This window comes from Burkholderia sp. BCC1993, from assembly GCF_905339865.1.
GTDB lineage: Bacteria > Pseudomonadota > Gammaproteobacteria > Burkholderiales > Burkholderiaceae > Burkholderia.
The window spans coordinates 485,601-507,935 of sequence record NZ_CAJPGZ010000001.1; the positions used below are offsets into that span (position 1 = coordinate 485,601).

Sequence of the window (22,335 nt, forward strand, 5' to 3'; positions counted from 1 at the left end):
TTCCTTTTCGTCCGGTCGTGGAAGTCGCTTCCGCGGGCGTCAGGCCGCCTGCGCGGCCGATGCCAGTGTGAGGCGGCCGGCCAGTAGTTCCTCGGCGAACATTTCGGCGGTGCGCGCGGCGGCGGCCGTCATGATGTCGAGGTTGCCCGCGTACTTCGGCAGGTAGTCGCCGAGGCCTTCGACCTCGAGATAGACCGACACGCGATTGCCGTCGAACACCGGCCCGTTGACGAGCCGGTAGCCGGGCACGTAGCGCTGCACGTCGGCGACCATCGCGTGCACCGATTCGACGATGCGCGCTTCGTCGGGTGCGCTCTCCGTCAGGCAATGCACGGTGTCGCGCATGATCAGCGGCGGCTCGGCCGGGTTGATCACGATGATCGCCTTGCCCGCCTTCGCGCCGCCCACCTGCGCGACGGCCGCGGCCGTCGTGCGCGTGAATTCGTCGATGTTCTTGCGGGTACCGGGGCCGACCGAGCGCGACGACACGGTCGCGACGATCTCGCCGTACGCGACCGGCTGCACGCGCGAGATCGCGCGCACCATCGGGATCGTCGCCTGGCCGCCGCAGGTGACCATGTTGACGTTCATCTCGCCGGAGCCGATGTGGTCCTTCAGGTTGACCGGCGGCACGCAGTACGGACCGATCGCGGCCGGCGTCAGGTCGATCATCAGCACGCCGAGCGCATTGAGCTTGCGGCTGTTCTCCGCGTGGACGTATGCGCTCGTCGCGTCGAACGCGATCTGCACGCCGTCCGCCTGCACGTGCGGCAGCAGGCCGTCGACGCCGTCCGCGGTGGTCTTGAGGCCGAGTTCGCGCGCGCGTTTCAGGCCGTCTGAATCGGGATCGATGCCGACCATCCACACGGGTTCGAGCACGGGGCTGCGCATCAGCTTGGCGAGCAGGTCGGTGCCGATGTTGCCGGGACCGATCAGCGCGCAACGGATCTTTCGGGTCATGGGGAATTCCTCGTTTGCGTGGAAAGGAGAACGGGCGGCGCTCACGCGAACCGCACCGAACACGCGCCGATCCCGCCGATCGACACGCGGAAGTTGTCGCCGCGCGCGGCCGGCGCCATCGCGGCGAGCGCGCCGGACAGGATCACTTCGCCGGCCTTCAGCGGAATGCCGAGGCGGCCGAGCGTGTTCGCGAGCCACGCGACCGCGTTCACCGGCGAGTCGAGCGCGGCCGCGCCGGCGCCGGTGCCGAGCACGTCACCGTTCTTCTCGAGCACCATCCCGCAGGTCGACAGGTCGACGCTGCGCGTGCTCACGGCCTTGTCGCCGAGCACGAACACGCCGCACGACGCGTTGTCGGCGACCGTATCGCCGATCCGGATCTTCCAGTCGCGAATGCGCGAATCGACGATCTCGAAACACGGCATCACGCATTCGGTCGCCGCCAGCACCATCGCGTTCGTCACGCCCGGGCCGAGCAGGTCACGCTTCAGCACGAACGCGATCTCGCCTTCGGCCTTCGGCTGGATCAGCGTGTCGAGCGCGATGCACTCGCCTTCGCCGACCACCATGCCCGACAGCAGGTAGCCGAAATCGGGCTGGTACACGCCGAGCATGTCCATCACCGCCTTCGACGTGACGCCGATCTTCTTGCCGATCACGGTCTCGCCCGCGTCGAGGCGGCGCTGCACGAAGCGCTGCTGAATGCGGTATGCGTCGTCGACCGACAGGTCCTCGTGCTGCGACGTCAGCGGCGCGATCGGTTCGCGCGACGTCATCGCGTCGTACAGCCGGTCGCCCAGCGTGGTAATCAACGTGGAGTCCATAAGAGTGTTCCGGTCAGTAACGGTTGGGTCAGAGCTTCACGCAGACGTTGCGCAGCTCCGTGTAGAACTCGAGCGAATGCACGCCGCCCTCGCGGCCGATGCCCGATTGCTTCGCGCCGCCGAACGCGGTGCGCAGGTCGCGCAGGAACCACGAATTGACCCACGCGATGCCGACGTCGATCGACGCCGCGACGCGATGCGCGCGCGACAGGTTGGTCGTCCAGATCGCGGTCGACAGCCCGTACGCATTCGCGTTCGCGCGGCCGATCACTTCGGCTTCCGAATCGAACGGCATCACGAGCGTGCACGGCCCGAAGATCTCGTCGCGCGCGATCGGCGAATCGTCGCCGAGGCCGGTCCAGATCGTCGGCTGCACCCACGCGCCGCCGCGCAGGTCGTCGGGCATGTCGGGCACGCCGCCGCCCGTCACGACCGTCGCGCCGAGTTCGGCCGCCTTGCGGTAGTACGACAGCACCTTGTCGCGATGCTCCTGGCTGATCAGCGGGCCGAGGCCGGTCGACGCCGCTTCCGGGCGGCCGGGTTGCAACTGCTCGGCGCCGGCCTTCAGCGCGGCGACGAAGCGCTCGAACAACGGACGCTCGACGTACACGCGTTCGGTGCCGAGGCAAACCTGCCCCGCGTTCGCGAAGCACGAGCGCAACGTGCCTTCGACGGCCGCGTCGAAGTCGCAGTCGGCGAACACGATCGCCGCGTTCTTGCCGCCCATCTCGAGACTGACGGGCCGCGCGCCGTCGGCCGCCGCCTTCATGATGGCCGCGCCGGTGCGCGTCTCGCCGGTGAACGTGATCGCGTTCACGCCCGGATGGGTCGTCAGGAATTCGCCGGCCGATCCCGGCCCGAAGCCGTGCACGACGTTGTAGACGCCGCGCGGCACGCCCGCCGCGTTCATCACTTCGCCGAGCAGCGCGGCCGTCTGCGGCGTCTCCTCCGACGGCTTCACGACCACCGTGTTGCCGCATGCGAGCGCGGGGCCGACCTTCCACGTCATCAGCAGCAGCGGCAGGTTCCACGGGCAGATCACGCCGACCACGCCGACCGGCCGGCGGATCGCGTAGTTGAGCGCGCCCGCGCCGTCCGGCGTCGCCATCTCGAAGGTTTCGCCGGGCACGTTCTTCACGACGTCGGCGAATACCTTGAAGTTCGCGGCGCCGCGCGGAATGTCGATGTGGCTCGCGAGGCTCACCGGCTTGCCGGTGTCGGCCACTTCCGCTTCGAGGAAATCGTCGAAGCGGCGCGTGATGCCGTCGGCCACCGCATACAGCAGCTCGACGCGCTGCGCAACCGTCAGGCCGCCCCACGGGCCGGCCAGCGCCGCGCGGGCGGCCTGCACCGCCGCGTCGACGTCCGCGCGGCTCGCTTCGGCCACGCGCGCGATCACCGCGTTGTCGAGCGGCGAGCGCTTGTCGAACCAGCACTCGCCCGCGCGATAGTCGCCGTCGATGAAGTTGCGGACGCGCCGCGGTTCCGGCTGCCCGCCGGCGGGGCCGCGTATCGCGGCGTTGGGTTCCGTGTCGTACATGATGGAGTTACCGATAGTCGTGAATCCGTGATCCGTGGGTTCGTGAAGCGTGTTCGCGTGCGGTGTCGTGCCGTGTCTCGCCGTGTTTTGCCGTGTCGTGTCCCGCGCGTCACGACCCGCCAAGGCCGGCCGCATCGAGCCCCGCCTGCGCGCATTGCGCGTCCTGTGCCTCGCTGCCGCCCGACACGCCGATGCCGCCGATCAACGCGCCGTCGTCGACGATCGGCAGCCCGCCGCCGAAGGTGACGAAGCGCGGTCGCAGCACGAGGCCCTGCCGCACGGCGTCCGAGTGCGACGCCAGTGCGTCGTGCCACGCGCCGGTCGGCAGACCGAAGCTCGCGGCCGTGTACGCCTTGTCGATCGCGATGTCGACCGAATGCAGCGGCGCGCCGGGCATGCGCACGAACGCCGCGAGCAGCCCGGCCGCATCGACGACCGCGACGTTCACGCGCACGCCGAGCCGCCCGGCGGCCTCGGCCGCCGCCTGCGCGGCGCGCGCGGCGGCAGGCCAGTCGATCGTACGCAGCTCGACGCTGCGGGTCGTATCGTTTCGGTTCATGGCGCTGGGCTCCTTCGCGGTCAGGTATAGACGGTCGTGAACGCTTCGTTCAGCTCGCCGGAGTGGAAGAAGATCCCGCGCCCGAGCTCCTCCTCGGTCCACGTGGTGACCGGGCGATCGGGCTGCGCGAGATAGCCGAGCCCCGCGAACGTCTCGTTGCGGTTGCCGCTCGGATCGAAGAAGTAGATCGTGGTGCCGCGCGTGATCCCGTGCCGCGTCGGCGCGACGTCGATCGTCACCTTGTTCTTCGCCATCACGTCGGCCGACTTCAGCACGTCGGCCCAGTCGTCGAGGAAGAACGCGATGTGATGCAGCCCGTTGCGCGGGCCGCCGACGAACGCGATGTCGTGCGGCGTCGTGCTGCGGAACATCCAGGTCGCGGCCTGGATCGTGTTGCCCGGGCCGACCATCACCTGTTCCGCCAGATGGAAGTCGAGACACTCGGCCATGAAGCGCGTGTTCTCCTCGACGCGGTTCACGCCGGCCTCCGGATTCAGCTCGCACATCAGCAGGCAGTGGTCGAGCCAGTGCACGGCCGAGCCCGGAATGTCGTCGGGCCACGGATCGGGGTTCAGCGAACCGACCGCGGTGCCCACCAGCTCCTTCTTCGCGAACAGCCGCAGCTCGTGCCCGCTCGGCAGCAGGAACCGCAATTGACGCCCGACCGCCGGCAGCGCGCCTTCGGGCAGCATCTCGGTCGCGATTCCGTACGCTTCGATGCGCTGCTGCAGCGCATCCAGGTCGGCGTCGTGCTCGACCTTGTACGCGGCATGCTTGAGCCCCGCCTGATCGGACGGCGACAGGATCAGCGAATACTTGTCCCATTCGTCCCAGCATTTCAGGTAGACGTTGCCCGCCGCGTCGCGCATCGTCTCCTGCATGCCGAGCACGCGCACGTAATGACGCAGCGCCGCTTCCATGTCCATCACCTTCAGACTGACATGACCAATACGCATCACACCCATGATGTGTCTCCTCCTGGTTTCCTGATTACTTGTCGATTGCCGGCGCGCCCGCACAGGCCGCGCCGCAGAAGAACGGCTTTTTCAGCCGGCCGGCCACTTCGAGTTCGACGTCGCCGTCCGGCACGACGCGGCACGCAAGCGCGTAGCCGTCGCTTTCCTCCTCCGCGCTCACGTGCGCACGGCTGATCGGCCCGAGCTTGCGCACCGCGCCATGCAGCACACGCACCTTGCACACGCCGCAGCCGCCGTTCAGGCAGCCGACCGGAATGCCGCGCCGGCCGAGCTTCGCCATGCCGGCCAGCAACGACTCGCCGGACACGCACGCATAGCGCTCGTCGGTCTGCGCGATCCTGACCGTCCCGCATACGCGGCCCGCGTCCATGTCACACCCGCCGGAACAGCGGGCTGCGCGTCTGTTGCGCGTCCGCCGCCGAGATGAACTTCTCGTGATAGATGTCGCGCTCGAACAGGCGGCCTTGCATCAGCGTCGTGATGCACGCGTCGATCATCGCGGGCGGCCCGCACAGGTACGCCTGGTGCCCCGAGAAGTCGCCGTCGAAATGCGCCTTTGCGACGTCGTGCACGAACCCTTGCGCGACGTCGCCGCCCACATCCGGCGCGCCTTCGGACAGCGCCGGCACGTACTTGAAGTTCGGATGGCGTTCGGCGAGCGCGCGGAATTCGTCGTGGTAGTACAGCTCCTTCGCGTTGCGCTGGCCGTAGACCAGCGTGATCGGCGCGGTGACGCCGCTCGCGAGCAGATCGGCGATCATCGAGCGCGGGCTCGACAGCCCCGATCCGCCGGCCATGAAGATCATCGGCCGCGCGGCCGAGCGGCGCACGAAGAAGCGGCCGTACGGACCCGACAGCCGCACGCGGTCACCCGTCGCGAGCTGCTCGTGCAGATAGCCGGTGCCGAGCCCGCCCGGCACCTGCCGCACGTTCAGCTCGATCTCGCCGGTGGCCGCGACGTCGGCCGGCGCGTTCGCGATCGAGAACGCGCGGCTCTGCCCGAGGCCGGGAATCTCGAGCTGCACGTACTGGCCCGCCTGGAAATGGATCGGCTGCGACAGCTTCAGGCGGATCGACTTGATGGTCGGCGTGAGCTGCTCGATGCGCGTGACGTCGGCTGCGAAGTCCTTGACCGGGATGATCTCCGCGTCGGGCTCCTCGTCGACATCGGCCTCGATCACGGTGTCGGCCTGCAGCGTCGCGCAGCACGCGAGCGCCTTGCCTTCCTCGCGCTCGAAATCCATCAGCGCGAACGGGTTCGCGTCGCCGAGATCGGTTTCGCCGTCGAGCACGGCGACCTTGCAGGTGCCGCACAGGCCGTGACAGCACGCGTGCGGAATGTAGATGCCCTGGCGCAGCGCGGCATCGAGCATCGTCTGTCCTTCCTCGACCTCGATCGTCACGCCCAGCGGCTCGATGGTAAGTTGATGGCTCATGATGGTTCGCTCGTCCGCGTGGCGGTCAGAAGCTCGCGCCGCCGAGGCCGTCGAGGCCCGGCGTGCGGAAGCTGATCAGGTCCTTGTGCCCGAGGCCGTTGTCGGCCAGGCTCTTCGCTGCATCGGGCGTCCACGGCTCGCCGGAGCGAAACCACTCGACGCGATCCCAGTCGATCTTCGCGAAGTCGGGGTGATAGCCATAGATGGGCGGCAGCACGTTGTCGGCCAACGCGCCGAACGGCATGTCGGGCGGCAGCGGCAGGCAGAACGGCGCCGGGAACATCAGGTGGTCTTCCCAGCACACGTAGAGCAGCGGCGCCGGAAACTTCCCGACGGCATCCTTCATCGGGAAGTCGTAGGGTTTGAGCGCGATGACGGCCATGTTTGTCTCCTGTCGGCCCGCGTTCGCGCCGTTGCGCGCGCGGGTCCTGTTCAAGGTTGCGTATCGATTGCGGGTCAGTTGCTTGTGGCCTGGCCGCGCCAGGCCGCGAAGTTCTTCTGGTCTTCCGAGCCGTCGAAATCGAGGTTGTCGCGGCCCATCTGCACTTCGTAGTAGTCGAGCACCGCGGCGAGCGGATCGAAGCCTTCCGCGCTCGGGTCCGCATCGGGCGGGAAGCAGTTGCCCTGATAGATCTGATGCACCGGCAGCCACGCCTGCACGTATTTCTGCGGCTCGTGGTCGAAGATTTCCTTGCAGTGATCGCTGCAGAAATAGAACTTGTTGCCGAGGTAGTTCGACTCGCGCGCGCCGATCTTCTTCGGGTTGCCGGGCTCGGTGAACAGCATCGGGATCTGGCAGGTCTGGCACAGCATCGGCAGCGTCTTCATGTAGAAGCGGTTGCCGGCTTTCGCCTGCTCGCCCCAGTAATCGAAACGCGGCCGGTAGTAGCGGTCGAACGAATCGGGATACTTCGCGGACAGCCACGCCATCTCGTCTTCGGTCGGCACCCAGGTGTGGAACGCCGACGCCGCGTTGAAGCCGTAAAACGTCGACCACGCCTGGTGGCTGATGTGGTCCTTGCCTTCGCATGCATCTTGCCAGCCCTTCGGCTCGCGAATCCCGTAGCGCGCGAGATCCTTGAACAGCGCGCCGCCGTTCTGCTCTGCGTACATCTCCCACGATTCGCGCCAGCTCATCACGCGCTTCGGCTGCATGTAGTCCATCATCATCGCGACCAGCGTGAGCAGCCGGTAGCCGCGCCAGAACCACTTGTCGATCCAGCGCTGCACGATCGGCACGTTGTCCGGGTCCTGTTCGAGCAGGAACTTGATGCACTCGATGCCGAGCGTCATGTGACGCGATTCGTCCGACTGCGCGGAGAAACCGAACGTGACGGTCGACATGTCGCCGTTGTACGCGGCGCCCGACATGAACGGCACGAACAGCAGGTTCGTCAGCACGTATTCGAACGAGAAGCTGACCGCGGTCAGGAACTCGAACGGGCCCGACGAGTACGCATCCTCGAAGAACGACTTCGGCACCGACAGATACCAGACGCGATCGAACCAGTGGTTCGAGTGATGGAACCCGTTGAAGAACTTGTTGTACGTCGACATCGCGTGCGTTTCGGTCTGGTAGTGCCGCAGCTCGTCGATCGACTGCATCTGGCACGCGATGCGCGCGCCCTCGCCGGTGAAGTGCCGGCCGACGTGCGCGAAGCCGCGATGCGCGAGATATTCGAGCGGCGTCACGCCCTGGATGAACAGCTTCAGCGCGTTGATGTAGCGGGCGTCGGTCACGCCGAGGAACGCGTTGTTCTGCGTGAACGCGTCGATCACCGCGTACAGCTTCTTTTCCTTCTCACCCTGGTATTTCCAGTACGCGTCCATCGTCAGGCGGAACGGGTCGACCCACTTGTCCCAGTCGTGGATCTTGATGCCTTCATAGCGGTCGTACGGGAAGACCTTGTCCATCGGCTGGTAGGTCGTCTCCCAGCCGAGGCCGCGCGTCATTGCCGCGTAGCGGTCCTTCAGGCCGAGCTTTTTCTTGAGCGTTGGCGTGTCCATGCGTGTCTCCGTGTTGTCGGTGCGCGTAGCGCGGCGTTCAGTGCGACCAGCTCAGCGTGAACTGGTCGTCGTCCTCGTCGATGTGGCCGGACAGCGTGATCAGGTTCACCTGCAGCTGCTGCAGGTCGAAGCGCGTGCCGGTCAGCTCCTCGATCGTGTCGCGGCGGATCGTCAGCCGGTCCGGCGCGTCGATCTTGACCATCCCGGGCGACTCGACCACCACCGCGCGCGGGTTGTCGGCGACGATCGCGTCGACGATCGGTCTGGAGTCCTCATTTGCCTGAAAGGCGATGAATACGTTGGACATGCTGGTTATCCTTGGGATGTGAGGTGAATGCCCGTCGTCAGAGCGCGATGCCGAGCTTCGCAACGCGCGCCTGGAACTGCTCGCGCACTTCGTCGAGCGCGGCCTGGCCGGCGTCCTGCAGCGCGCGTGCGGCCACCGGCGCGAGCGCTGCGTCGGCGCGGGCCGACCAGTCGCGGGTCCAGCGGGCGAGCAGCGCGCGATTGTCGTCGGATTCGGCGGCCATCGTCTTCACGACCGCGTCGATCCAGCGGTTCGATTCGGCGTGCCATTCGGGCATGAACGCGGTCAGCATCGCAACCGCCGAGCCGCCCGCAAGCGCGATCCGTTCGTCGACGAAACGGTCGTAGACGAGCGGATACAGCAGGCCGTCGAGCGCGAGGTTCTGCGCGACGAACAGCTCGACCGGGTCGGCCACGACCAGCGTGTCCTCGACGTAGCGGCGCAGCGGCTGCCAGGCGGCGTCGTTCGTCCAGGCCGCCTTGGCCGCGTCGAGCACGTCGGGCTCGGCCATCGCGAGCGCGAGGCGCGTCAGATATTGCGCGACGCCGAGGTTGTCCATCGCATGGAACATCGCGGGCGCGGTGAACGCGGTGCCGTAGCCGAGCGCGCAGATCTGCGCGTTGTTCATGTTCGCGCCCCACGCGGCGTGGCGCAGCGGCACCAGCACGTCGAGCGCGTGCGCGGCGACGTCGTCGCGCATCAGGCCGATCATCCGGCGCGACTCGACGAACTCGAAGTTCGACTCCATCGCGTCCTGCTGGCGCGCCCGCGTGGTCGCCCACGACGCGTAGTAGAACTGGCGCGGATCCTTCAGCGCGTACCAGCTCGCCATCCGGATCGCCGAACGCGACGGATCGAAGATCTCGTGGTCCGGGTCCCACGTCGGCCGGTAATGGAAGTTCGCCTGGGGCTGCGCGCCCATCATGCCTTCCTGGTAGCGCGTCGCCGTCTTGTCGCCGCCGATGTGCTGCGCGACGTGCGCGAAGGTGTGCCGGAGCGGCTTGATGTCGACTGTCTTCAGCTCGATGGTCACTTCTTGCTCCTCAAGGTCATGGGTTCGCTTCGACGTCGAGCCGCGTGACCTGCTGTTCGCGGCAGAACGCGTCGAAGGCGGCAGGAGGCAACGTCAGCTCGACGCACAGCTCCGGCGCACCGCCGATCGACAGTTCGAATTCGACGAAGCCGCGCGAGTTCGTGCCGGTCACGCGGACGCACTTGCGGCCGGGGTCGAGCAGGGAAAGATCGGTCGGGTTCTGATTCATGATCGGTGTCGCCTCCATGCCGGACTTCAATGCAGCATCCGTGCCACGTTCGGCCCGACCTCCAAAAAATCTCGATAATTCAGGGAAAGCCCTGACGCAAAGTTCTAATTCGCGATCCACAATGGCGGTTAACCAGAACGGCAAACGCACGCCGGCGACCATGCCTGAACCTATATCCGGCGGCCTTTTTCATCATTTGAGCAACTCGGTCGAGCGCATTTGATGAAATGATCAAATCGATCCGCTCACCGCGGCGCTGCTGGCGAAAATCTTGAAAATCACGAGAAATCTCGACGGAGGAGACATGACGCGGCCCAGCCTGCCCCCTTTGCCGCCGGACACCGACCTGCGCAAGCTGATCCATTTTTCGGCGAGCGACGGTCGCATCTGGCTGGCCGGACAGCGGATGGTGCTGCTGCATGCCGGCGCGCTGGCGACGCTGCGCCAGGAACTGATGGAAAGCATCGGCCCCGCGCAGACGCGGCGTTTCTTCACGCGGGTCGGCTTCGCGGCCGGCGAACGGGACGCCGCGCTCGCGCGCGAGATCCGCAGCGGCGCGTCGCTGTTCGACATGTTTCATGTCGGCCCGCAACTGCACATGCTCGAAGGCGCGGTGCAGGTCACGCCGTTGCGTTTCGAGGCCGATCCCGCGACCGGCGCGTTCTACTGCGAATACCGCTGGGAACATTCATGGGAAGCCGACGTGCATCGCCGTACGTTCGGGCCGCAGCCCGAACCGGTGTGCTGGATGCTGATCGGTTATGCAACCGGCTATACCAGCGCGTTCATCGGCCGCACGATCCTGTTCAAGGAAACGACCTGCGTCGGCATGAACGATCCGCACTGCACGATCGTCGGCAAGCCGGCCGACGAATGGCCCGACGCGGAAGAAATCTCGTCGTGGTTCAAGGCCGACTCGCTGATCAACACGATCCGCGACCTGCAGACCGAAGTCGAATCGCTGCGCCTCGAGATGACGCCCGACGACGGCCGCACGCGGCTCGTCGGGCGCTCCGACGCGTTTCGCGCGGCCTATGCGCTGCTGGAGACGGCCGCGCCGACCAAGGTCGCCGTGCTGCTCACCGGCGAGACGGGCGTCGGCAAGGAACGCTTCGCGCGTGCGCTGCACGGCCTCAGCCCGCGCGCGGCGAAGCCGTTCGTCGCGATCAACTGCGCGGCGATTCCGCATGCGCTGATCGAGTCGGAACTGTTCGGTGCGGAGAAAGGCGCATTCACGGGCTCGCAAACCGCGCGCGCCGGGCGCTTCGAGCGCGCGGACGGCGGCACGCTGTTTCTCGACGAGATCGGCGAGCTGCCGCTCGACGTGCAGGCGAAGCTGCTGCGCGTGCTCCAGGAGGGCGAGGTCGAGCGGCTCGGCGCGACCGACGGCCGGAAGGTGGACGTGCGCGTCGTCGCAGCGACCAACCGCGATCTCGAACAGGCCGTGCGCGACGGCACCTTTCGCGCGGATCTCTACTACCGGATCAACGTTTATCCGGTGCTGATCCCGCCGCTGCGCGACCGGCAGGACGACATCGCACCGCTCGCCGACGCGATGCTCGACCGCTTCGCGGCGCTGCACGGCAAGCCGACGCCCACGCTGACCGATTACGCGTACGACGCGCTGCGCGGCTACCGCTGGCCCGGCAACGTGCGCGAGCTCGAGAACCTGATCGAGCGCGCGGTGATCCTGTCGCGGCCGAACCGGCCGGTCGACGCGAAGGACCTGTTCCCCGGCGTCGGCTCGCCCGGCGGCGCGACGGTCGACCGGGCCGGGCAGATCCGGCCGGCGGCCGCGCTGTCGATCGACTGCGGGTCGATCCTCGACCAGCTGCAAGGCGGCGGCGGGCTCGACGGGCTCGAACGGGCGCTGCTGCACGAGGCCGTCGACCGCGCGAACGGCAACCTGTCGGCCGCCGCCCGCCTGCTCGGGCTGACCCGCGCGCAGCTCAGCTATCGGCTCAACCGCAAACAGGATCAGGAGGACGCGTGACATGAACACCATCCTGCCCGCCCATCCGTTCGACGATCCGCTGCCGGCGCTCGAACCGGCCGCCGACGACGCCGCCGAACCGCACGCCCGCACGCTCAGCGAGCACGCGTATCACCAGCTCCGGCAGCACATCATCGAAGGGCATTACCCGCCCGGCACGAAGCTGCGCGTCGAGCACCTGAAAGACGTGTACGGCGTCGGCGCGGGCACGCTGCGCGAGGCGCTCACGCGGCTCGTCAGCGATGCGCTGGTCGTCGCCGAAGGGCAGCGCGGGTTTCGCGTGACGCCGATGTCGGTCGACGATCTGGAAGCGATCACGCGCCTGCGCATTCATATCGAGGTCGATGCGCTGCGCGACTCCGTGCGGCGCGGCGACGACGCATGGGCGCAGCGTGTGCGGCAGAGCTTCGAGCAGTTGTCGGCCTGGGAGCAGCCGGTGTCGATCGAGCACCGCGCCGCATGGGAAGCGTGCAACCGGCGCTTTCACGAAGCGCTGATCTCGGCGGCCGCGACGCCATGGACTTATCTGATCCTGCGCATGCTGTCGCAGCAAAGCGAGCGCTACCGGCGCGTGTGCATCGGGCTCGGCGACTCGAAGCGCGACGTGCATGCGGAACACATGTGCCTGTTCGAGGCCGCGATGCGCCGCGCCGATGCGCGCGCCGCGCTCGCGCTCGAAGACCATATCGGCACGACACTCGCGGTGGTGCGCAACGCGCCGCCCGGTACGTTGCCGTTCTAGCGCACCGCCGCGCGGACGACGCGATCACGCCAGCTCGGGATACCCGTGCGCGGCCGCGTCCCGCGCGAACCCGGCAATCGTGTCGTACGCGCCCGGCGGCAGGCGCTCGAATCCCTTCAGCCGCAGTGCGTTCGCCCGCTCGGGATCAGCCGCAGCCGCGTGATCGAGCGCATCCTGCAACGCCTCCACGAGCCGCCCTTCCAGCGCCTTCGACGCGATCAACGGCAACCCCGGCGCCGACGCCGTCATGCCGATGATCCGGATCTCTTTCAACAACTCGGGCAGCGCGTCACGCACGTACGCGAAGGTCACGCAATCGATCGCCGCGCAATCGGCAACGCCTGCCGCCAGCGCGCGCAGCACGTTCAGGTGCGAGCCGAACGACACGACCGAACCGAAGAAACGTCCGTCGTGCGCGTGCGGCGCGACCGCGTGCCGGAACGCGTTCATCCCGCTGTGCGAATCCGCGCCGTTGAAGGCGGCTCGCAATCCGCGACACGCAGCCAGCGTCGTCGCGCCGCCCGCATGCACGCGCGCCGACGCGACCAGCACGCTGCTGTAGCGCGCGCCGTCGCAGCCGGGGGCATCGAACGCCGGCGTCGCAATCAGGTGCGCGGTATCGCGCAATCCGAGCATCCGGTACGGATAACCGCACGTCTGCGACAACAGCAGGTCGTTGCGGCGCCACAGCGCGTGCAGATCCCCGAACGGCTCGTCGAGCAACGCGACGCCGGCCGGCCCACCGGTGCGCGCGAACGCATCGAGCGCGTCACGCAGCAGCGCGCGCCACAATGCGGCGTGGCGCGGCGTCACGTTGTACATCGGCAGTCCGGCGATCCATGGGCTCATGCGGGCATTCTACGCATTGGCGGTGCCTTGGAGAAAGCCCGTTCGCCCGGGCGTCGCCGGGGTCCGGCACGCGGCCGGGGCGGGCAATGCTTATCGGCCGCGCAGCGATAAGCAAATCCGAATTGCTTGGTTGGCCTGACTACGCGGCCCGGTTAGCGTTCCAGTGTCGCGACGCCGTCGCATGCCGCTGTAGCGGCTGACCGCGAGCCGCGACGCCGGTCGACCAACCGCATCGGCGCGGTCGTCCGCTACCGGTTATCCGTATATCGCCCGCTTCATCCGCGTATATCGCCCGCTTCATACGCCTCATACGCCTCATACGCTTTATCCGCTTCATCCGCCCCAGCACCATGGCCGAATACTTCGACGTCGACCACGCGCGCGCGATCGCCGCGCTCGACGCCCGCTTCACTGCCCGTACCGAGTGGCCGACCTGGCTGCTGGTCGTCGCGATCTACGGCGGCTGGCTCGCCGTGCTGCTGCTCGTGCGTGCCGAGCGCCTGTCGCTCGCGGCCGCGACGCCGCCGCTGATCCTGCTCGGCGCGTGGCACCTGTCGCTGCAGCACGAGCTGCTGCACGGCCATCCGACGCATTCCGCGTTCGTGAACCGGCTGCTCGGCTATCCGCCGCTGACGATCTGGTACCCGTACACGCTCTATCGCGACACGCACCTCGACCATCACCGCGACGAGGACCTGACCGTGCCGGGCGTCGACCCGGAAACGAACTACGTGTCGCGCGAGCAGTGGGCGCGGCTGCCGCGCTGGCGTCGCGCGCTGACGGTTGCGCGCACCACCTTCGTCGGACGTCTCGTGTTCGGGCCGCCGACGAGCATCGCCGCGATGTTCGCCGACGCGTTCGCCGCGTTCCGGCGCGGCGACTTCCGCTATCTGCGGATGTGGGCGACGCACGCCGCCTGCGTGGTCGCGCTGCTCGTATGGCTGCAGTGGGCAATCGGCGTGCCGTGGTGGTACTACCTGCTGGCGGTGACGTGGCCCGCGCTGTCGCTCGCGATGATCCGTTCGCTGTTCGAGCACCGCGCCGCGCGGCATCCGAAGGCGCGCATCGCGATCAACGAGGCCGGTTTTGCGATGCGGCTGCTGTACCTGAACAACAACTACCACCTCGTGCATCACGACCTGCCGAGGCTGCCGTGGTACGACCTGCCGCGCGCGTACCGGATGCGGCGCGACGCCTATGCGGAGAAATGCGGCGGCTTCGTGATCCGCGGCGGGTATCGCGAACTGCTGGCGCGCCATGCATGGACCCCGACCGACACGCCCGTGCACCCGTTCGACCAGGGCACGGCATCGCTGTCGACGGGCGGCGGTGCGAAGGTCGCCGCGCTCGACGGGTATCTTCAGATCAGTACGTAACGCTCGAGCGGGGTCGCGCTTCGCCGTGAAGCCGCCCGATACGACGACGCGACGACGCGCGCAAGGCCGCCCCGGCGCGCATTCATTACAAAATACCGACAACGCCGAGCTTCATCGGCGAATTGCCAATTCCACCGGCAATGTCCAGAATGACGGCTCGTCCGGGGCTTCCAACAATCATTCGCCCCGGCTCAGCCTCCCGGCCGCGCGCCGCACTCCCCTACGACGATGCAACCGAACACCTCGCCGGGCGCAATCCGCTCGATCGGCAACGACTGGTCCGTCTCCGCGGTCACCGCGGGCTTTCTCGCGGTGCTGATTTCGTACGCGGGCCCGCTCGCGATCTTCTTCCAGGCGTCGCAGGCCGCGCATGCATCCAACGAGATGGTGGCTTCGTGGGTCTGGGCGATCTCGATCGGCGCGGGCGTGTCGGGGCTGTTCGCGAGCTGGAAACTGAAGGTGCCGGTCGTGACCGCATGGTCGGCGCCCGGCACCGCGCTGCTCGTCGGCCTCTTTCCGCAGCTGACGCTGAACCAGGCCGTCGGCGCGTACATCACGGCCGCGCTGATCATCCTCGTGATCGGCATCACCGGCTATTTCGACCGTCTCGTGCGCCATATTCCGCGCGGCATCGCGTGCGGGATGATGGCCGGCATCCTGCTGCCGTTCGGCATGCACGCGTTCTCCGCCGCGACCGCGCAGCCGGTGCTCGGGTTCGGGATGATCGCCGCGTACGTGATCTTCAAGCGCCTGCTGCCGCGCTACAGCATCGTGCTCGTGCTGCTGACGGGCGCCGCGCTCGCGACACTGCTCGGGATGACGCATCTCGGCAACGTGTCGCCGAGCATCGCGCGGCCGGTCTTCATCGCCCCCGAATGGACGCTCGGCACGACGCTCAGCCTCGCGCTGCCGCTCGTCGTCGTCAGTCTCACCGGCCAGTTCCTGCCGGGGATGACGATCCTGCGCGTGTCGGGCTACCACACGAGCGCGCGGCCGATCATCACGGCAACCGGCGTGATGTCGCTCGCGGTCGCGTGCTTCGGCGGGATCACGATCGTGGTCGCGGCGATCACCGCGGCGCTGTGCACCGGCAAGGACGCGCACGAGGACCCGGACCGGCGTTATATCGCGGGCATCGCGAACGGCGTGATCTACCTGATCGGCGGGCTCTTCGCGGGGACGATCGTCACGCTGTTCTTCGCACTGCCGAAGGCGTTCGTCGCGATCCTCGCGGGGCTCGCGCTGATCGGTGCGATCGGCGCGAACGTGCACGGGATCTTCGAGGACGACGCGCATCGCGAAGCCTCGGTGATCACGTTCCTTGCGACCGCATCGGGGATGACCTGGCTCGGGCTCGGGTCCGCGTTCTGGGGGATCGTGATCGGGTCGGTTGCGTATGCGGTGTCCGGCAGGGCGCGGCGGCAGGCATAACGCGCATCCTTTCAGCCGCCACCCCGCTCACCGCGCGTGCGCGCGCACCAGCGTCGCGAGCGCGTCCGCCAGTGTCGTCGTGCCGTACCCCCGCTCCGACACGCCGGCCTCGACATCGATCTGCCCCGCGTTGTGCACGTCGTACAGATCGACGATCAATTGCGCATGCCGTTCGCTGAGCCCCGCGCGCAACAGCGTCGCGGTCCATGCGTCGCGCGGCAGTTCGCGCGCGACGATCTCGCGGTCGGCCGCCGCGCCGAGCGTATCCGCAATGTCCCGCACGCTCGCCCGCTGCGGCCCTTCGATGCTGACGATACGCGGCCCGTTGCCGGTTTCGGCGGCATCGAGCAGCAGCCGCGCCGCCGCGACACCCACGTCGGGCGCCCAGACCGTCGGAAACACCTTGTCGACCGGATGGTGAAAGCTCGGCAGCACACCGGTTGCGAGCGCGACGGGCAACACGCGTGTCCAGTTCTGCAGGTGCTCGGCCGAACGCAGCAGCGTGAGCCGCGTCGGAACCGTCGTCACCGCTTCTTCCAGACGATGAAAGAGCCGCGTGATGCCTGTGTTGCCTTCACGCTCCGCGCCGTAGTCCGACAGCGCGAGCAGCGCCGGCGGCGGATTCGCGGCAAGTGCGCCGGTCACGATGTCGATCGTCCGCTCCATCGTTGCCGCGGGGTCGCTGTCGGCGACCGGCACCGGACACAGCATCTGCACGGCTTGCGCGCCGTCGATCGCCGCCGCAACCGCGCGTGCGTCGGTCAGATCGGCAATCGCGACGTCGCAGCCGAGTTGCGCGAAACGATCGCGCCGGCGTGCGTCGCGCAGCACCGCGCGCACGGGATGGCCTGCCTGACGCAGGGTCGTTGCAGTCGACAGTCCGACATTGCCTGATGCGCCGAAAATCACGAACACGATCCGCTCCCGGGGGATGAAGGTGATGTGATTGTCGGTGCGCATCGCCGACGTGACGCGCACGGACGGATGACGCGAGCAGGAAAGGATGACGGATCAGGCGCGTGCCGGGTTTGTCCGCTGCATGGCAGGAACCGGACGTTGTTCGGCACAGTGCTGAACGCTTGCGGTCGAGGCTCGCATGGTGCTGCCAGCCACGCTCATGCAGTCGAAACGAAGCAGCGTCTGCGCGTGACGAACCGGGCACTCGCTGATCGTCGTCGCGCACGCGCGGACCATTCAGCCACCGCGCTCGATCAACGATCGTCGCCGTCATAAGCGAGCCTCAGCCCACCCCGCGCCCCTGACCGCGCAATCTCCGTCGGCGTCGCGCCCAGCACGCGATTCATCCAGTTCGCCATGTGGCTCTGATGCGCAAACCCGGCTTCGAGCGCGATCTGGCTGACGCTGAGCCGGCCTTCGAGCAGCAACGCCTTCGCACGCTCGACCCGCCGCCGCACCACGTACTGATGCACCGGCATCCCGAGCGTCTCGCGAAACAGCACCTTGAAATGCGGCACGCTGATCGACACGAGCGCCGCGAGCTCGGCAAGCGTCATGCGCCGCTCGAGATTGGCCTCGACATAGTCGATCACGCGCGCCGCCGCCTTCGGCGCAAGCGTACGCCGGCGCTCGCGGAACGCCGGCTGGCTGTCGACCAGCCGCGCGACGAGCGCCGTGCACAGGCTCTCCGCATAGAGCGGGTCCGACGCGTCTTCCGCCTCGAGTTCGGCGGCCATCGCCCATGCGATGTGCTGCAGGCGCGGATCGCGCACCTGCAGCCGCCGGCGGATCTGCGCCTGCGACGGCTTCAGTTCGAGTTGCTCGAACGTGCGCCGCACGAACGTGTCGCTGAGCGCGATGTGCAGGATCCGGCAGTCGGCGCTGTCGGTCCACCGGCCCGGCAGGCCGGCGGGAATCACGTCGACGTCGCCGTGCGCCTGGATGCGCGACACGCGTTCGCCGTCGCACACGCAATCCGCGCGCACGGGCGAACCGATATGCACGCCGATGCGGTGATGCTCGGCGGCCGGAATCCGGTACGTGCCCGCGCGAATCTCCAGCAGCGACGCGCCGAAGCCGCGCCAGCCAAGCCCGCGGCTGGAGCGCAGGCTGACCGGCACGCCGTTGTCGGTCGGCGCGGCGAGAATCGGATCGCTCATGGTTCCCCTCCACCAGATCGGGTGTCGAACGCGCATTGTGACGCTTTTCCGCGGTGCTTGCCGGGCGTGAACGCCCGTTCCCGCACCGCGCGGAAAAAGATCATCCGTTTCTGCTCAAGCCGATCCGTGCGTGCGCGCCAGCGAGCGCCGACACGCCTACGATCGCCTCATCCGACACCTACGGAGCCCGTCATGCCCGATTGCCGCCCGTTTCGCGCGACGTTAGCCGCGCCGACGTCCGGGGCCTCCCGCGCTACTTCCCGCCCCGCTTCCCACCCTGTTTCCCGTCCTCGTTCCGGCAGTATCCGCGCGACACTCGCCGCACGCTGCCTGCGCATGATCGGCTGGTACCGGCTCGAGCGGCTGCTCGCGTCGATTCCCGACAGCAACGACGACTTCGGGATCGTATAACCGCCGCGACACAGGGCACACGCGCCGCCCGCGTCGGCCTACTTGCGCCGCCGCTCGTGCGGCGCGACCGTCGCGCCGTCGATCACCGGCGCGCCCTGCTTGATCAGGAAGTCGCGAAACAGCCCCGTCACCTGCGAGATCCGCCGGTCGGCGAGCGTGACCACATACCATTCGCGCTCGATCGGGTTGCCCGGAAACGGCAACTGCCCGAGCAGCCCCGTGCGCAACTCGAGTGCACACGCGTGCAACGACAGGAACGCGACGCCGAGCCCCGCTTCGGCCATCTGCTTGATCGCCTCGTTGCTCGACAGTTCGGAGCCCACGTGGAAGCGATGGCCGGCCGTCTTGAACAGGCTCTCGACCGTGGAACGCGTGCCCGCGCCGCGTTCGCGCACGAGCAGGTGCGCGGATTCGAGATCCTTCAGCGCGACGCGCTTGCGCTGCATCAGCGGATGGCCGGGCGCCGCGACGAACACCATCGGATGCTTCGCGAACTCGACCGCGTGCGTGCGCAGCTCCTTCGGCGCGCTGCCCATCACCGCGAGATCGATTTCATGCGTCGCGAGCATGCGAATGATGTCGTCGCGATTGCCGACCTTGAAATAGGTCTTCACGTGCGGACGCGTCGCGGTGAATTTCACCAGCAGCGGCGGGATCAGGTATTCGGCCGTCGTGATCGCGCCGATCCGCAGCGTGCCGCCGAGATCGCCCGTCAGCGCGGCCACTTCGTCGCCGGCCTCGCTCCACAGATGCAGGATCTCGCGCGCATAGCGCGCGACGATTTCACCGGCGGCGGTCAGCTGCACACCGCGCCCCACTCGCTGCAGCAGCGCGGCGCCCACCGCCTCCTCGAGCAGGCGCACCTGCAGCGACACGGCCGGCTGCGTCAGGTTCAGCTCCTCGGCCGCGCGCGACACGCTGCCGAGCCGCGCAATCATGTCCAGCGCCTTCAGCTGCCGGAACGTCGCGGTCTTTCCTATAAGTGAATACATATGAGTCGCTTATAAACATTAAATTGTTCGCGTAGGTTCAAAACTATATCGTCGGTTCTTGAGCAATGTCATCCAAATCGTCATCAGCGGGAGCCACAACATGGACACCATCACGCCTACCCTTGCAACGGATCGCGCACCGCGCGTGCCGCGCATCGTGATCGTCGGCGGCGGCGCCGGCGGCCTGCAGCTCGCCACGCGCCTCGGCGACACGGTCGGCCGCCGCGGGCAAGCCGACGTCGTGCTCGTCGACCGCTACCCGACGCACTTCTGGAAGCCGCTGCTGCACGAAGCCGCGTCCGGCCATCGCGATCCGGCCTCGCACACGATCGAATACGCGGCGCAGGCGAAGCGCCACGGCTTCCGCTTCGTGCAGGGCGCGCTGCAGCGGGTCGACCGCGCGGCACGCACGGCGACGATCGCGGCCGTGCAGGACGCGGACGGCACGGAGATCCTGCCGCGGCGCGAGCTCGGCTACGACGACCTGGTGCTGGCCGTCGGCAGCGTGACGAATTTCTTCAACGTGCCGGGCGCCGCGCGCCACGCGTTGCCGCTCGAAAACCTCGACCAGGCCGAGGACTTCCGCCGCAAGTTCCTCGCCGCGTGCACGAAGGCGAACCACCTGGCCGAGCAGCAGCCGGCGCGCCGCGCCGCGCCGATCTGCATCAACGTGATCGGCGCGGGCGCGACGGGCGTCGAACTGGCCGCGGCGCTGCGCCATGCGATCCAGCAGCTGACCACGTATCGCTTCAAGGCGCTGGTGTCCGCACGCGACGTGCACATCCGGCTGATCGAAGGCGGCCCGCGCATCCTGCCGGCGCTCGACGCAAGGCTGTCGGCCAAGATGCACGCGCAACTGCGCACGCTGAACGTCGACGTGCTGACGGACACGCGCGTCGCGGAAGTCGGCGCGGACGCGGTCACGACCGCGTCCGGCGAGCGGCTCGCGAGCGACATCACGATCTGGGCGGCCGGCGTCGCGGGCCCCGCGATCCTGCGGGAACTCGGCGACATCGCGCTCAACCGGTCGAACCAGGTGATCGTGACCGACACGCTGCAGACGCCCGACGATCCGCACGTGTACGCGTTCGGCGACTGCGCCGCGTGCCCGTCGGCCGTCGCGGGCGGCTTCCTGCCGCCGCGCGCGCAGGTCGCGCACCAGCAGGCCGTGTACCTGGGCGAAGCGCTCGCGCGGCGCCTCGCCGGCAAGCCGGTGGCGGGCTTCACGTTCCGCGACGCGGGCACCGTCGTGTCGCTCGGCCAGGCCGGTGCCGTCTATCAGGCCGACCTCGGCGTGCGTTCGCGCTCGCTGATCGTCGACGGCCTCGCCGCGATCGGGCTGTACAAGTTCCTGTACCGCAAGCACCTGTTCAGCGTGTACGGACTGAAGCGCGCGCTGTTCCAGTCGCTGAGCCACTGGCTGCAAAGCCGCAACCAGCCGTCGATCAAGCTGCACTGAGCGACGACGGCCACGCGGCATCGCAAGACGGCGTATCGGGCGAAGCATCGCCCGATACGCCGTTTTTTCATGTGCACACATCCGGTGCATTCACATCGTGCACGCGTCTGGGGCATCACATTGAACGTCGTCGATACGACGCCGATCATCCGGAACACAGGGATCGCGTGCATCCCGCGCCGGTACTGGCTCGCCGCCCGATTCATTAGTCAAACCGTATGAGTCGGCTATAAATATTAATTGGTTGCAATTTCCGGATCGACGCTAAGGTGTCGGGCATTCCCGTCCGCGAACGGACCGTCACGTCTCAGGAGAGGAATCACCGTGGTCATCGAAGCCATCGTCACCCGTCTCGACGCCGCATTCGCGCAGATCGAAGCGACACCGGATTCGCACGAATCGCGCAACCAGCGCGATGCGATCATCCAGTGGCTCGACAGCGCGTCGGAGCAAGGATATCGACTCGGTCTCGTCACGACGCTGCCGGCCGCCCGGCTCAGCGACATGTTCGAAGGCCAGTTCGGCCGCGCGAACCTCGACCGCTTCTCGGTCGTCGTGACCGACGCCAATCAGAAGGACTCCGTAGTAAATCAGCATCCGTTTGACGTCGCGCTGCAAGCGCTGGGCGTGCCGCCCGAGCGCGCGGTGGCCGTCGCGAGCAGCGAACCGGAACGCCGCGAAGCCGAGACGTTCGGCCTGTCGCGTTGCGTGCGTATCACCGACACGATGCGCTCGATCGCATCGGCAGGCGTGCACTGAGCTGAGCGCCTGCATACGGGCCGGCTCGCGCCGGCCGGTCGCGATCCGGCGCGATGCCGACGATTGCCCGACCGAATCCCGACATTCTGCCGTCAAGGCGGCCTGCAACACTTCCGGGCTCGACCGATCCTGCCCGGCGACCAGGTGTCGCCGATGGCCGCGAACATGCAATGGGACGTGTATCGCAACGGCTCGCGGCTGATCATGAAGGTGCTGTACAACGAGCGCGAGATGGATTTCCAGGCGGCAAGCGACGTCGCGAAGATCGCCGCGGGGAGTCACTTCTACGACTACGCGGGATTGAAGCGCTGTTACGGGTATCCGTGACGCGCCG

23 protein-coding genes and 1 pseudogene are annotated in these 22,335 nt (G+C 67.8%); 8 read left to right on the plus strand and 16 right to left on the minus strand.

Going from position 1 to position 22,335, the window contains the following annotated elements:
• Positions 1–39: 39 nt before the first annotated feature.
• From U4Y91_RS02250 to U4Y91_RS02305, 12 genes are all read right to left on the minus strand, one after another.
• Positions 40–960 (minus strand): acetaldehyde dehydrogenase (acetylating), encoded by a 921-nt coding sequence (locus U4Y91_RS02250; protein ID WP_321802965.1) that lies wholly within the window; start codon positions 958–960, stop codon positions 40–42.
• A 41-nt stretch (positions 961–1,001) separates the two neighbouring features.
• Entirely contained in the window at positions 1,002–1,784 is a 783-nt protein-coding gene (dmpE, locus tag U4Y91_RS02255) for a 2-oxopent-4-enoate hydratase (RefSeq protein ID WP_321802967.1), read from the minus strand.
• A 28-nt stretch (positions 1,785–1,812) separates the two neighbouring features.
• Entirely contained in the window at positions 1,813–3,324 is a 1,512-nt protein-coding gene (locus U4Y91_RS02260; RefSeq protein WP_321802968.1) for a 2-hydroxymuconic semialdehyde dehydrogenase, read from the minus strand.
• Between the two features lie 109 nt (positions 3,325–3,433).
• The gene (locus U4Y91_RS02265) at positions 3,434–3,883 is read right to left on the minus strand and encodes a GlcG/HbpS family heme-binding protein (protein WP_321802970.1); all 450 of its coding nucleotides are present in this window, start codon (positions 3,881–3,883) and stop codon (positions 3,434–3,436) included.
• 20 nt (positions 3,884–3,903) lie between these two features.
• A complete protein-coding gene (locus tag U4Y91_RS02270) occupies positions 3,904–4,848 on the minus strand; it encodes a catechol 2,3-dioxygenase (RefSeq protein ID WP_321802972.1) in 945 nt (314 codons plus the stop codon).
• A gap of 25 nt (positions 4,849–4,873) precedes the next feature.
• Complete coding sequence (locus tag U4Y91_RS02275; RefSeq protein ID WP_321802973.1) at positions 4,874–5,230, minus strand: 2Fe-2S iron-sulfur cluster-binding protein; 357 nt, start codon at positions 5,228–5,230, stop codon at positions 4,874–4,876.
• Between the two features lies 1 nt (position 5,231).
• Positions 5,232–6,296, minus strand: coding sequence for a phenol 2-monooxygenase domain-containing protein (locus U4Y91_RS02280; protein WP_321802975.1), 1,065 nt, complete (start codon positions 6,294–6,296; stop codon positions 5,232–5,234).
• A gap of 25 nt (positions 6,297–6,321) precedes the next feature.
• Positions 6,322–6,678, minus strand: a complete 357-nt coding sequence (locus U4Y91_RS02285; protein ID WP_321802977.1) for a phenol hydroxylase subunit P4 — start codon at positions 6,676–6,678, stop codon at positions 6,322–6,324.
• A gap of 74 nt (positions 6,679–6,752) precedes the next feature.
• Positions 6,753–8,303, minus strand: a complete 1,551-nt coding sequence (locus U4Y91_RS02290; RefSeq protein ID WP_321802978.1) for an aromatic/alkene/methane monooxygenase hydroxylase/oxygenase subunit alpha — start codon at positions 8,301–8,303, stop codon at positions 6,753–6,755.
• 37 nt (positions 8,304–8,340) lie between these two features.
• On the minus strand, positions 8,341–8,610 hold the full coding sequence (locus tag U4Y91_RS02295) for an MmoB/DmpM family protein (RefSeq protein WP_044845465.1): 270 nt from the start codon (positions 8,608–8,610) through the stop codon (positions 8,341–8,343).
• 37 nt (positions 8,611–8,647) lie between these two features.
• On the minus strand, positions 8,648–9,643 hold the full coding sequence (locus U4Y91_RS02300) for a phenol hydroxylase (protein WP_321802980.1): 996 nt from the start codon (positions 9,641–9,643) through the stop codon (positions 8,648–8,650).
• 16 nt (positions 9,644–9,659) lie between these two features.
• Entirely contained in the window at positions 9,660–10,034 is a 375-nt protein-coding gene (locus U4Y91_RS02305) for a phenol hydroxylase subunit (RefSeq protein ID WP_321802981.1), read from the minus strand.
• 142 nt (positions 10,035–10,176) lie between these two features.
• Between U4Y91_RS02305 and U4Y91_RS02310 the strand changes: the two genes are divergently transcribed.
• Together U4Y91_RS02310 and U4Y91_RS02315 are read left to right on the plus strand one after the other, a co-directional pair.
• Positions 10,177–11,865, plus strand: a complete 1,689-nt coding sequence (locus tag U4Y91_RS02310; protein WP_321802983.1) for a sigma 54-interacting transcriptional regulator — start codon at positions 10,177–10,179, stop codon at positions 11,863–11,865.
• A gap of 1 nt (position 11,866) precedes the next feature.
• Complete coding sequence (locus tag U4Y91_RS02315; protein WP_321802985.1) at positions 11,867–12,607, plus strand: GntR family transcriptional regulator; 741 nt, start codon at positions 11,867–11,869, stop codon at positions 12,605–12,607.
• Positions 12,608–12,631: 24 nt separating this feature from the next.
• Here the strand turns inward: U4Y91_RS02315 and U4Y91_RS02320 are convergent, their stop codons facing one another.
• Complete coding sequence (locus U4Y91_RS02320) at positions 12,632–13,456, minus strand: phosphate/phosphite/phosphonate ABC transporter substrate-binding protein (protein ID WP_321802986.1); 825 nt, start codon at positions 13,454–13,456, stop codon at positions 12,632–12,634.
• 350 nt (positions 13,457–13,806) lie between these two features.
• Between U4Y91_RS02320 and U4Y91_RS02325 the strand changes: the two genes are divergently transcribed.
• Complete coding sequence (locus U4Y91_RS02325) at positions 13,807–14,832, plus strand: fatty acid desaturase (protein WP_321802987.1); 1,026 nt, start codon at positions 13,807–13,809, stop codon at positions 14,830–14,832.
• Positions 14,833–15,060: 228 nt separating this feature from the next.
• Positions 15,061–16,263 (plus strand): benzoate/H(+) symporter BenE family transporter, encoded by a 1,203-nt coding sequence (locus U4Y91_RS02330; protein ID WP_321802988.1) that lies wholly within the window; start codon positions 15,061–15,063, stop codon positions 16,261–16,263.
• 27 nt (positions 16,264–16,290) lie between these two features.
• On the opposite strand, the gene U4Y91_RS02335 is transcribed toward U4Y91_RS02330, so the two are convergent.
• Positions 16,291–17,178: an NAD(P)H-binding protein gene (locus U4Y91_RS02335; protein ID WP_321803164.1), complete on the minus strand. Its 888-nt coding sequence runs from the start codon at positions 17,176–17,178 to the stop codon at positions 16,291–16,293.
• Positions 17,179–17,474: 296 nt separating this feature from the next.
• Positions 17,475–18,380 carry an AraC family transcriptional regulator gene (locus U4Y91_RS02340; protein ID WP_321802990.1) on the minus strand — a complete coding sequence of 302 codons (906 nt, stop codon included), beginning with the start codon at positions 18,378–18,380 and terminating at the stop codon, positions 17,475–17,477.
• 192 nt (positions 18,381–18,572) lie between these two features.
• Between U4Y91_RS02340 and U4Y91_RS02345 the strand changes: the two genes are divergently transcribed.
• Entirely contained in the window at positions 18,573–18,791 is a 219-nt protein-coding gene (locus U4Y91_RS02345) for a hypothetical protein (protein ID WP_321802992.1), read from the plus strand.
• 38 nt (positions 18,792–18,829) lie between these two features.
• Here U4Y91_RS02345 and U4Y91_RS02350 read toward each other — a convergent pair whose 3' ends face one another.
• Positions 18,830–19,783: a LysR family transcriptional regulator gene (locus U4Y91_RS02350; protein ID WP_321802994.1), complete on the minus strand. Its 954-nt coding sequence runs from the start codon at positions 19,781–19,783 to the stop codon at positions 18,830–18,832.
• Between the two features lie 100 nt (positions 19,784–19,883).
• Between U4Y91_RS02350 and U4Y91_RS02355 the strand changes: the two genes are divergently transcribed.
• The 3 genes and pseudogenes from U4Y91_RS02355 to U4Y91_RS02365 all read left to right on the plus strand — a co-directional run.
• Positions 19,884–21,242, plus strand: a complete 1,359-nt coding sequence (locus tag U4Y91_RS02355) for an NAD(P)/FAD-dependent oxidoreductase (protein ID WP_321802996.1) — start codon at positions 19,884–19,886, stop codon at positions 21,240–21,242.
• Between the two features lie 324 nt (positions 21,243–21,566).
• The gene (locus U4Y91_RS02360; RefSeq protein WP_321802997.1) at positions 21,567–22,001 is read left to right on the plus strand and encodes a phosphatase; all 435 of its coding nucleotides are present in this window, start codon (positions 21,567–21,569) and stop codon (positions 21,999–22,001) included.
• Between the two features lie 135 nt (positions 22,002–22,136).
• Positions 22,137–22,328: pseudogene (locus U4Y91_RS02365) on the plus strand (histidine-type phosphatase); the annotation flags it as partial.
• Between the last annotated feature and the right edge of the window lie 7 nt (positions 22,329–22,335).

Excerpts from the sequence above, each read along its gene's own strand:
- U4Y91_RS02250 (WP_321802965.1), bottom strand. The coding sequence starts at position 960 with ATGACCCGAAAGATCCGTTGCGCGCTGATCGGTCCCGGCAACATCGGC.
- dmpE (WP_321802967.1), bottom strand. The coding sequence starts at position 1,784 with ATGGACTCCACGTTGATTACCACGCTGGGCGACCGGCTGTACGACGCG.
- U4Y91_RS02260 (WP_321802968.1), bottom strand. The coding sequence starts at position 3,324 with ATGTACGACACGGAACCCAACGCCGCGATACGCGGCCCCGCCGGCGGG.
- U4Y91_RS02265 (WP_321802970.1), bottom strand. The coding sequence starts at position 3,883 with ATGAACCGAAACGATACGACCCGCAGCGTCGAGCTGCGTACGATCGAC.
- U4Y91_RS02270 (WP_321802972.1), bottom strand. The coding sequence starts at position 4,848 with ATGGGTGTGATGCGTATTGGTCATGTCAGTCTGAAGGTGATGGACATG.
- U4Y91_RS02275 (WP_321802973.1), bottom strand. The coding sequence starts at position 5,230 with ATGGACGCGGGCCGCGTATGCGGGACGGTCAGGATCGCGCAGACCGAC.
- U4Y91_RS02280 (WP_321802975.1), bottom strand. The coding sequence starts at position 6,296 with ATGAGCCATCAACTTACCATCGAGCCGCTGGGCGTGACGATCGAGGTC.
- U4Y91_RS02285 (WP_321802977.1), bottom strand. The coding sequence starts at position 6,678 with ATGGCCGTCATCGCGCTCAAACCCTACGACTTCCCGATGAAGGATGCC.
- U4Y91_RS02290 (WP_321802978.1), bottom strand. The coding sequence starts at position 8,303 with ATGGACACGCCAACGCTCAAGAAAAAGCTCGGCCTGAAGGACCGCTAC.
- U4Y91_RS02295 (WP_044845465.1), bottom strand. The coding sequence starts at position 8,610 with ATGTCCAACGTATTCATCGCCTTTCAGGCAAATGAGGACTCCAGACCG.
- U4Y91_RS02305 (WP_321802981.1), bottom strand. The coding sequence starts at position 10,034 with ATGGTCGCCGGCGTGCGTTTGCCGTTCTGGTTAACCGCCATTGTGGAT.
- U4Y91_RS02310 (WP_321802983.1), top strand. The coding sequence starts at position 10,177 with ATGACGCGGCCCAGCCTGCCCCCTTTGCCGCCGGACACCGACCTGCGC.
- U4Y91_RS02315 (WP_321802985.1), top strand. The coding sequence starts at position 11,867 with ATGAACACCATCCTGCCCGCCCATCCGTTCGACGATCCGCTGCCGGCG.
- U4Y91_RS02320 (WP_321802986.1), bottom strand. The coding sequence starts at position 13,456 with ATGAGCCCATGGATCGCCGGACTGCCGATGTACAACGTGACGCCGCGC.
- U4Y91_RS02325 (WP_321802987.1), top strand. The coding sequence starts at position 13,807 with ATGGCCGAATACTTCGACGTCGACCACGCGCGCGCGATCGCCGCGCTC.
- U4Y91_RS02330 (WP_321802988.1), top strand. The coding sequence starts at position 15,061 with ATGCAACCGAACACCTCGCCGGGCGCAATCCGCTCGATCGGCAACGAC.
- U4Y91_RS02340 (WP_321802990.1), bottom strand. The coding sequence starts at position 18,380 with ATGAGCGATCCGATTCTCGCCGCGCCGACCGACAACGGCGTGCCGGTC.
- U4Y91_RS02345 (WP_321802992.1), top strand. The coding sequence starts at position 18,573 with ATGCCCGATTGCCGCCCGTTTCGCGCGACGTTAGCCGCGCCGACGTCC.
- U4Y91_RS02350 (WP_321802994.1), bottom strand. The coding sequence starts at position 19,783 with ATGTATTCACTTATAGGAAAGACCGCGACGTTCCGGCAGCTGAAGGCG.
- U4Y91_RS02355 (WP_321802996.1), top strand. The coding sequence starts at position 19,884 with ATGGACACCATCACGCCTACCCTTGCAACGGATCGCGCACCGCGCGTG.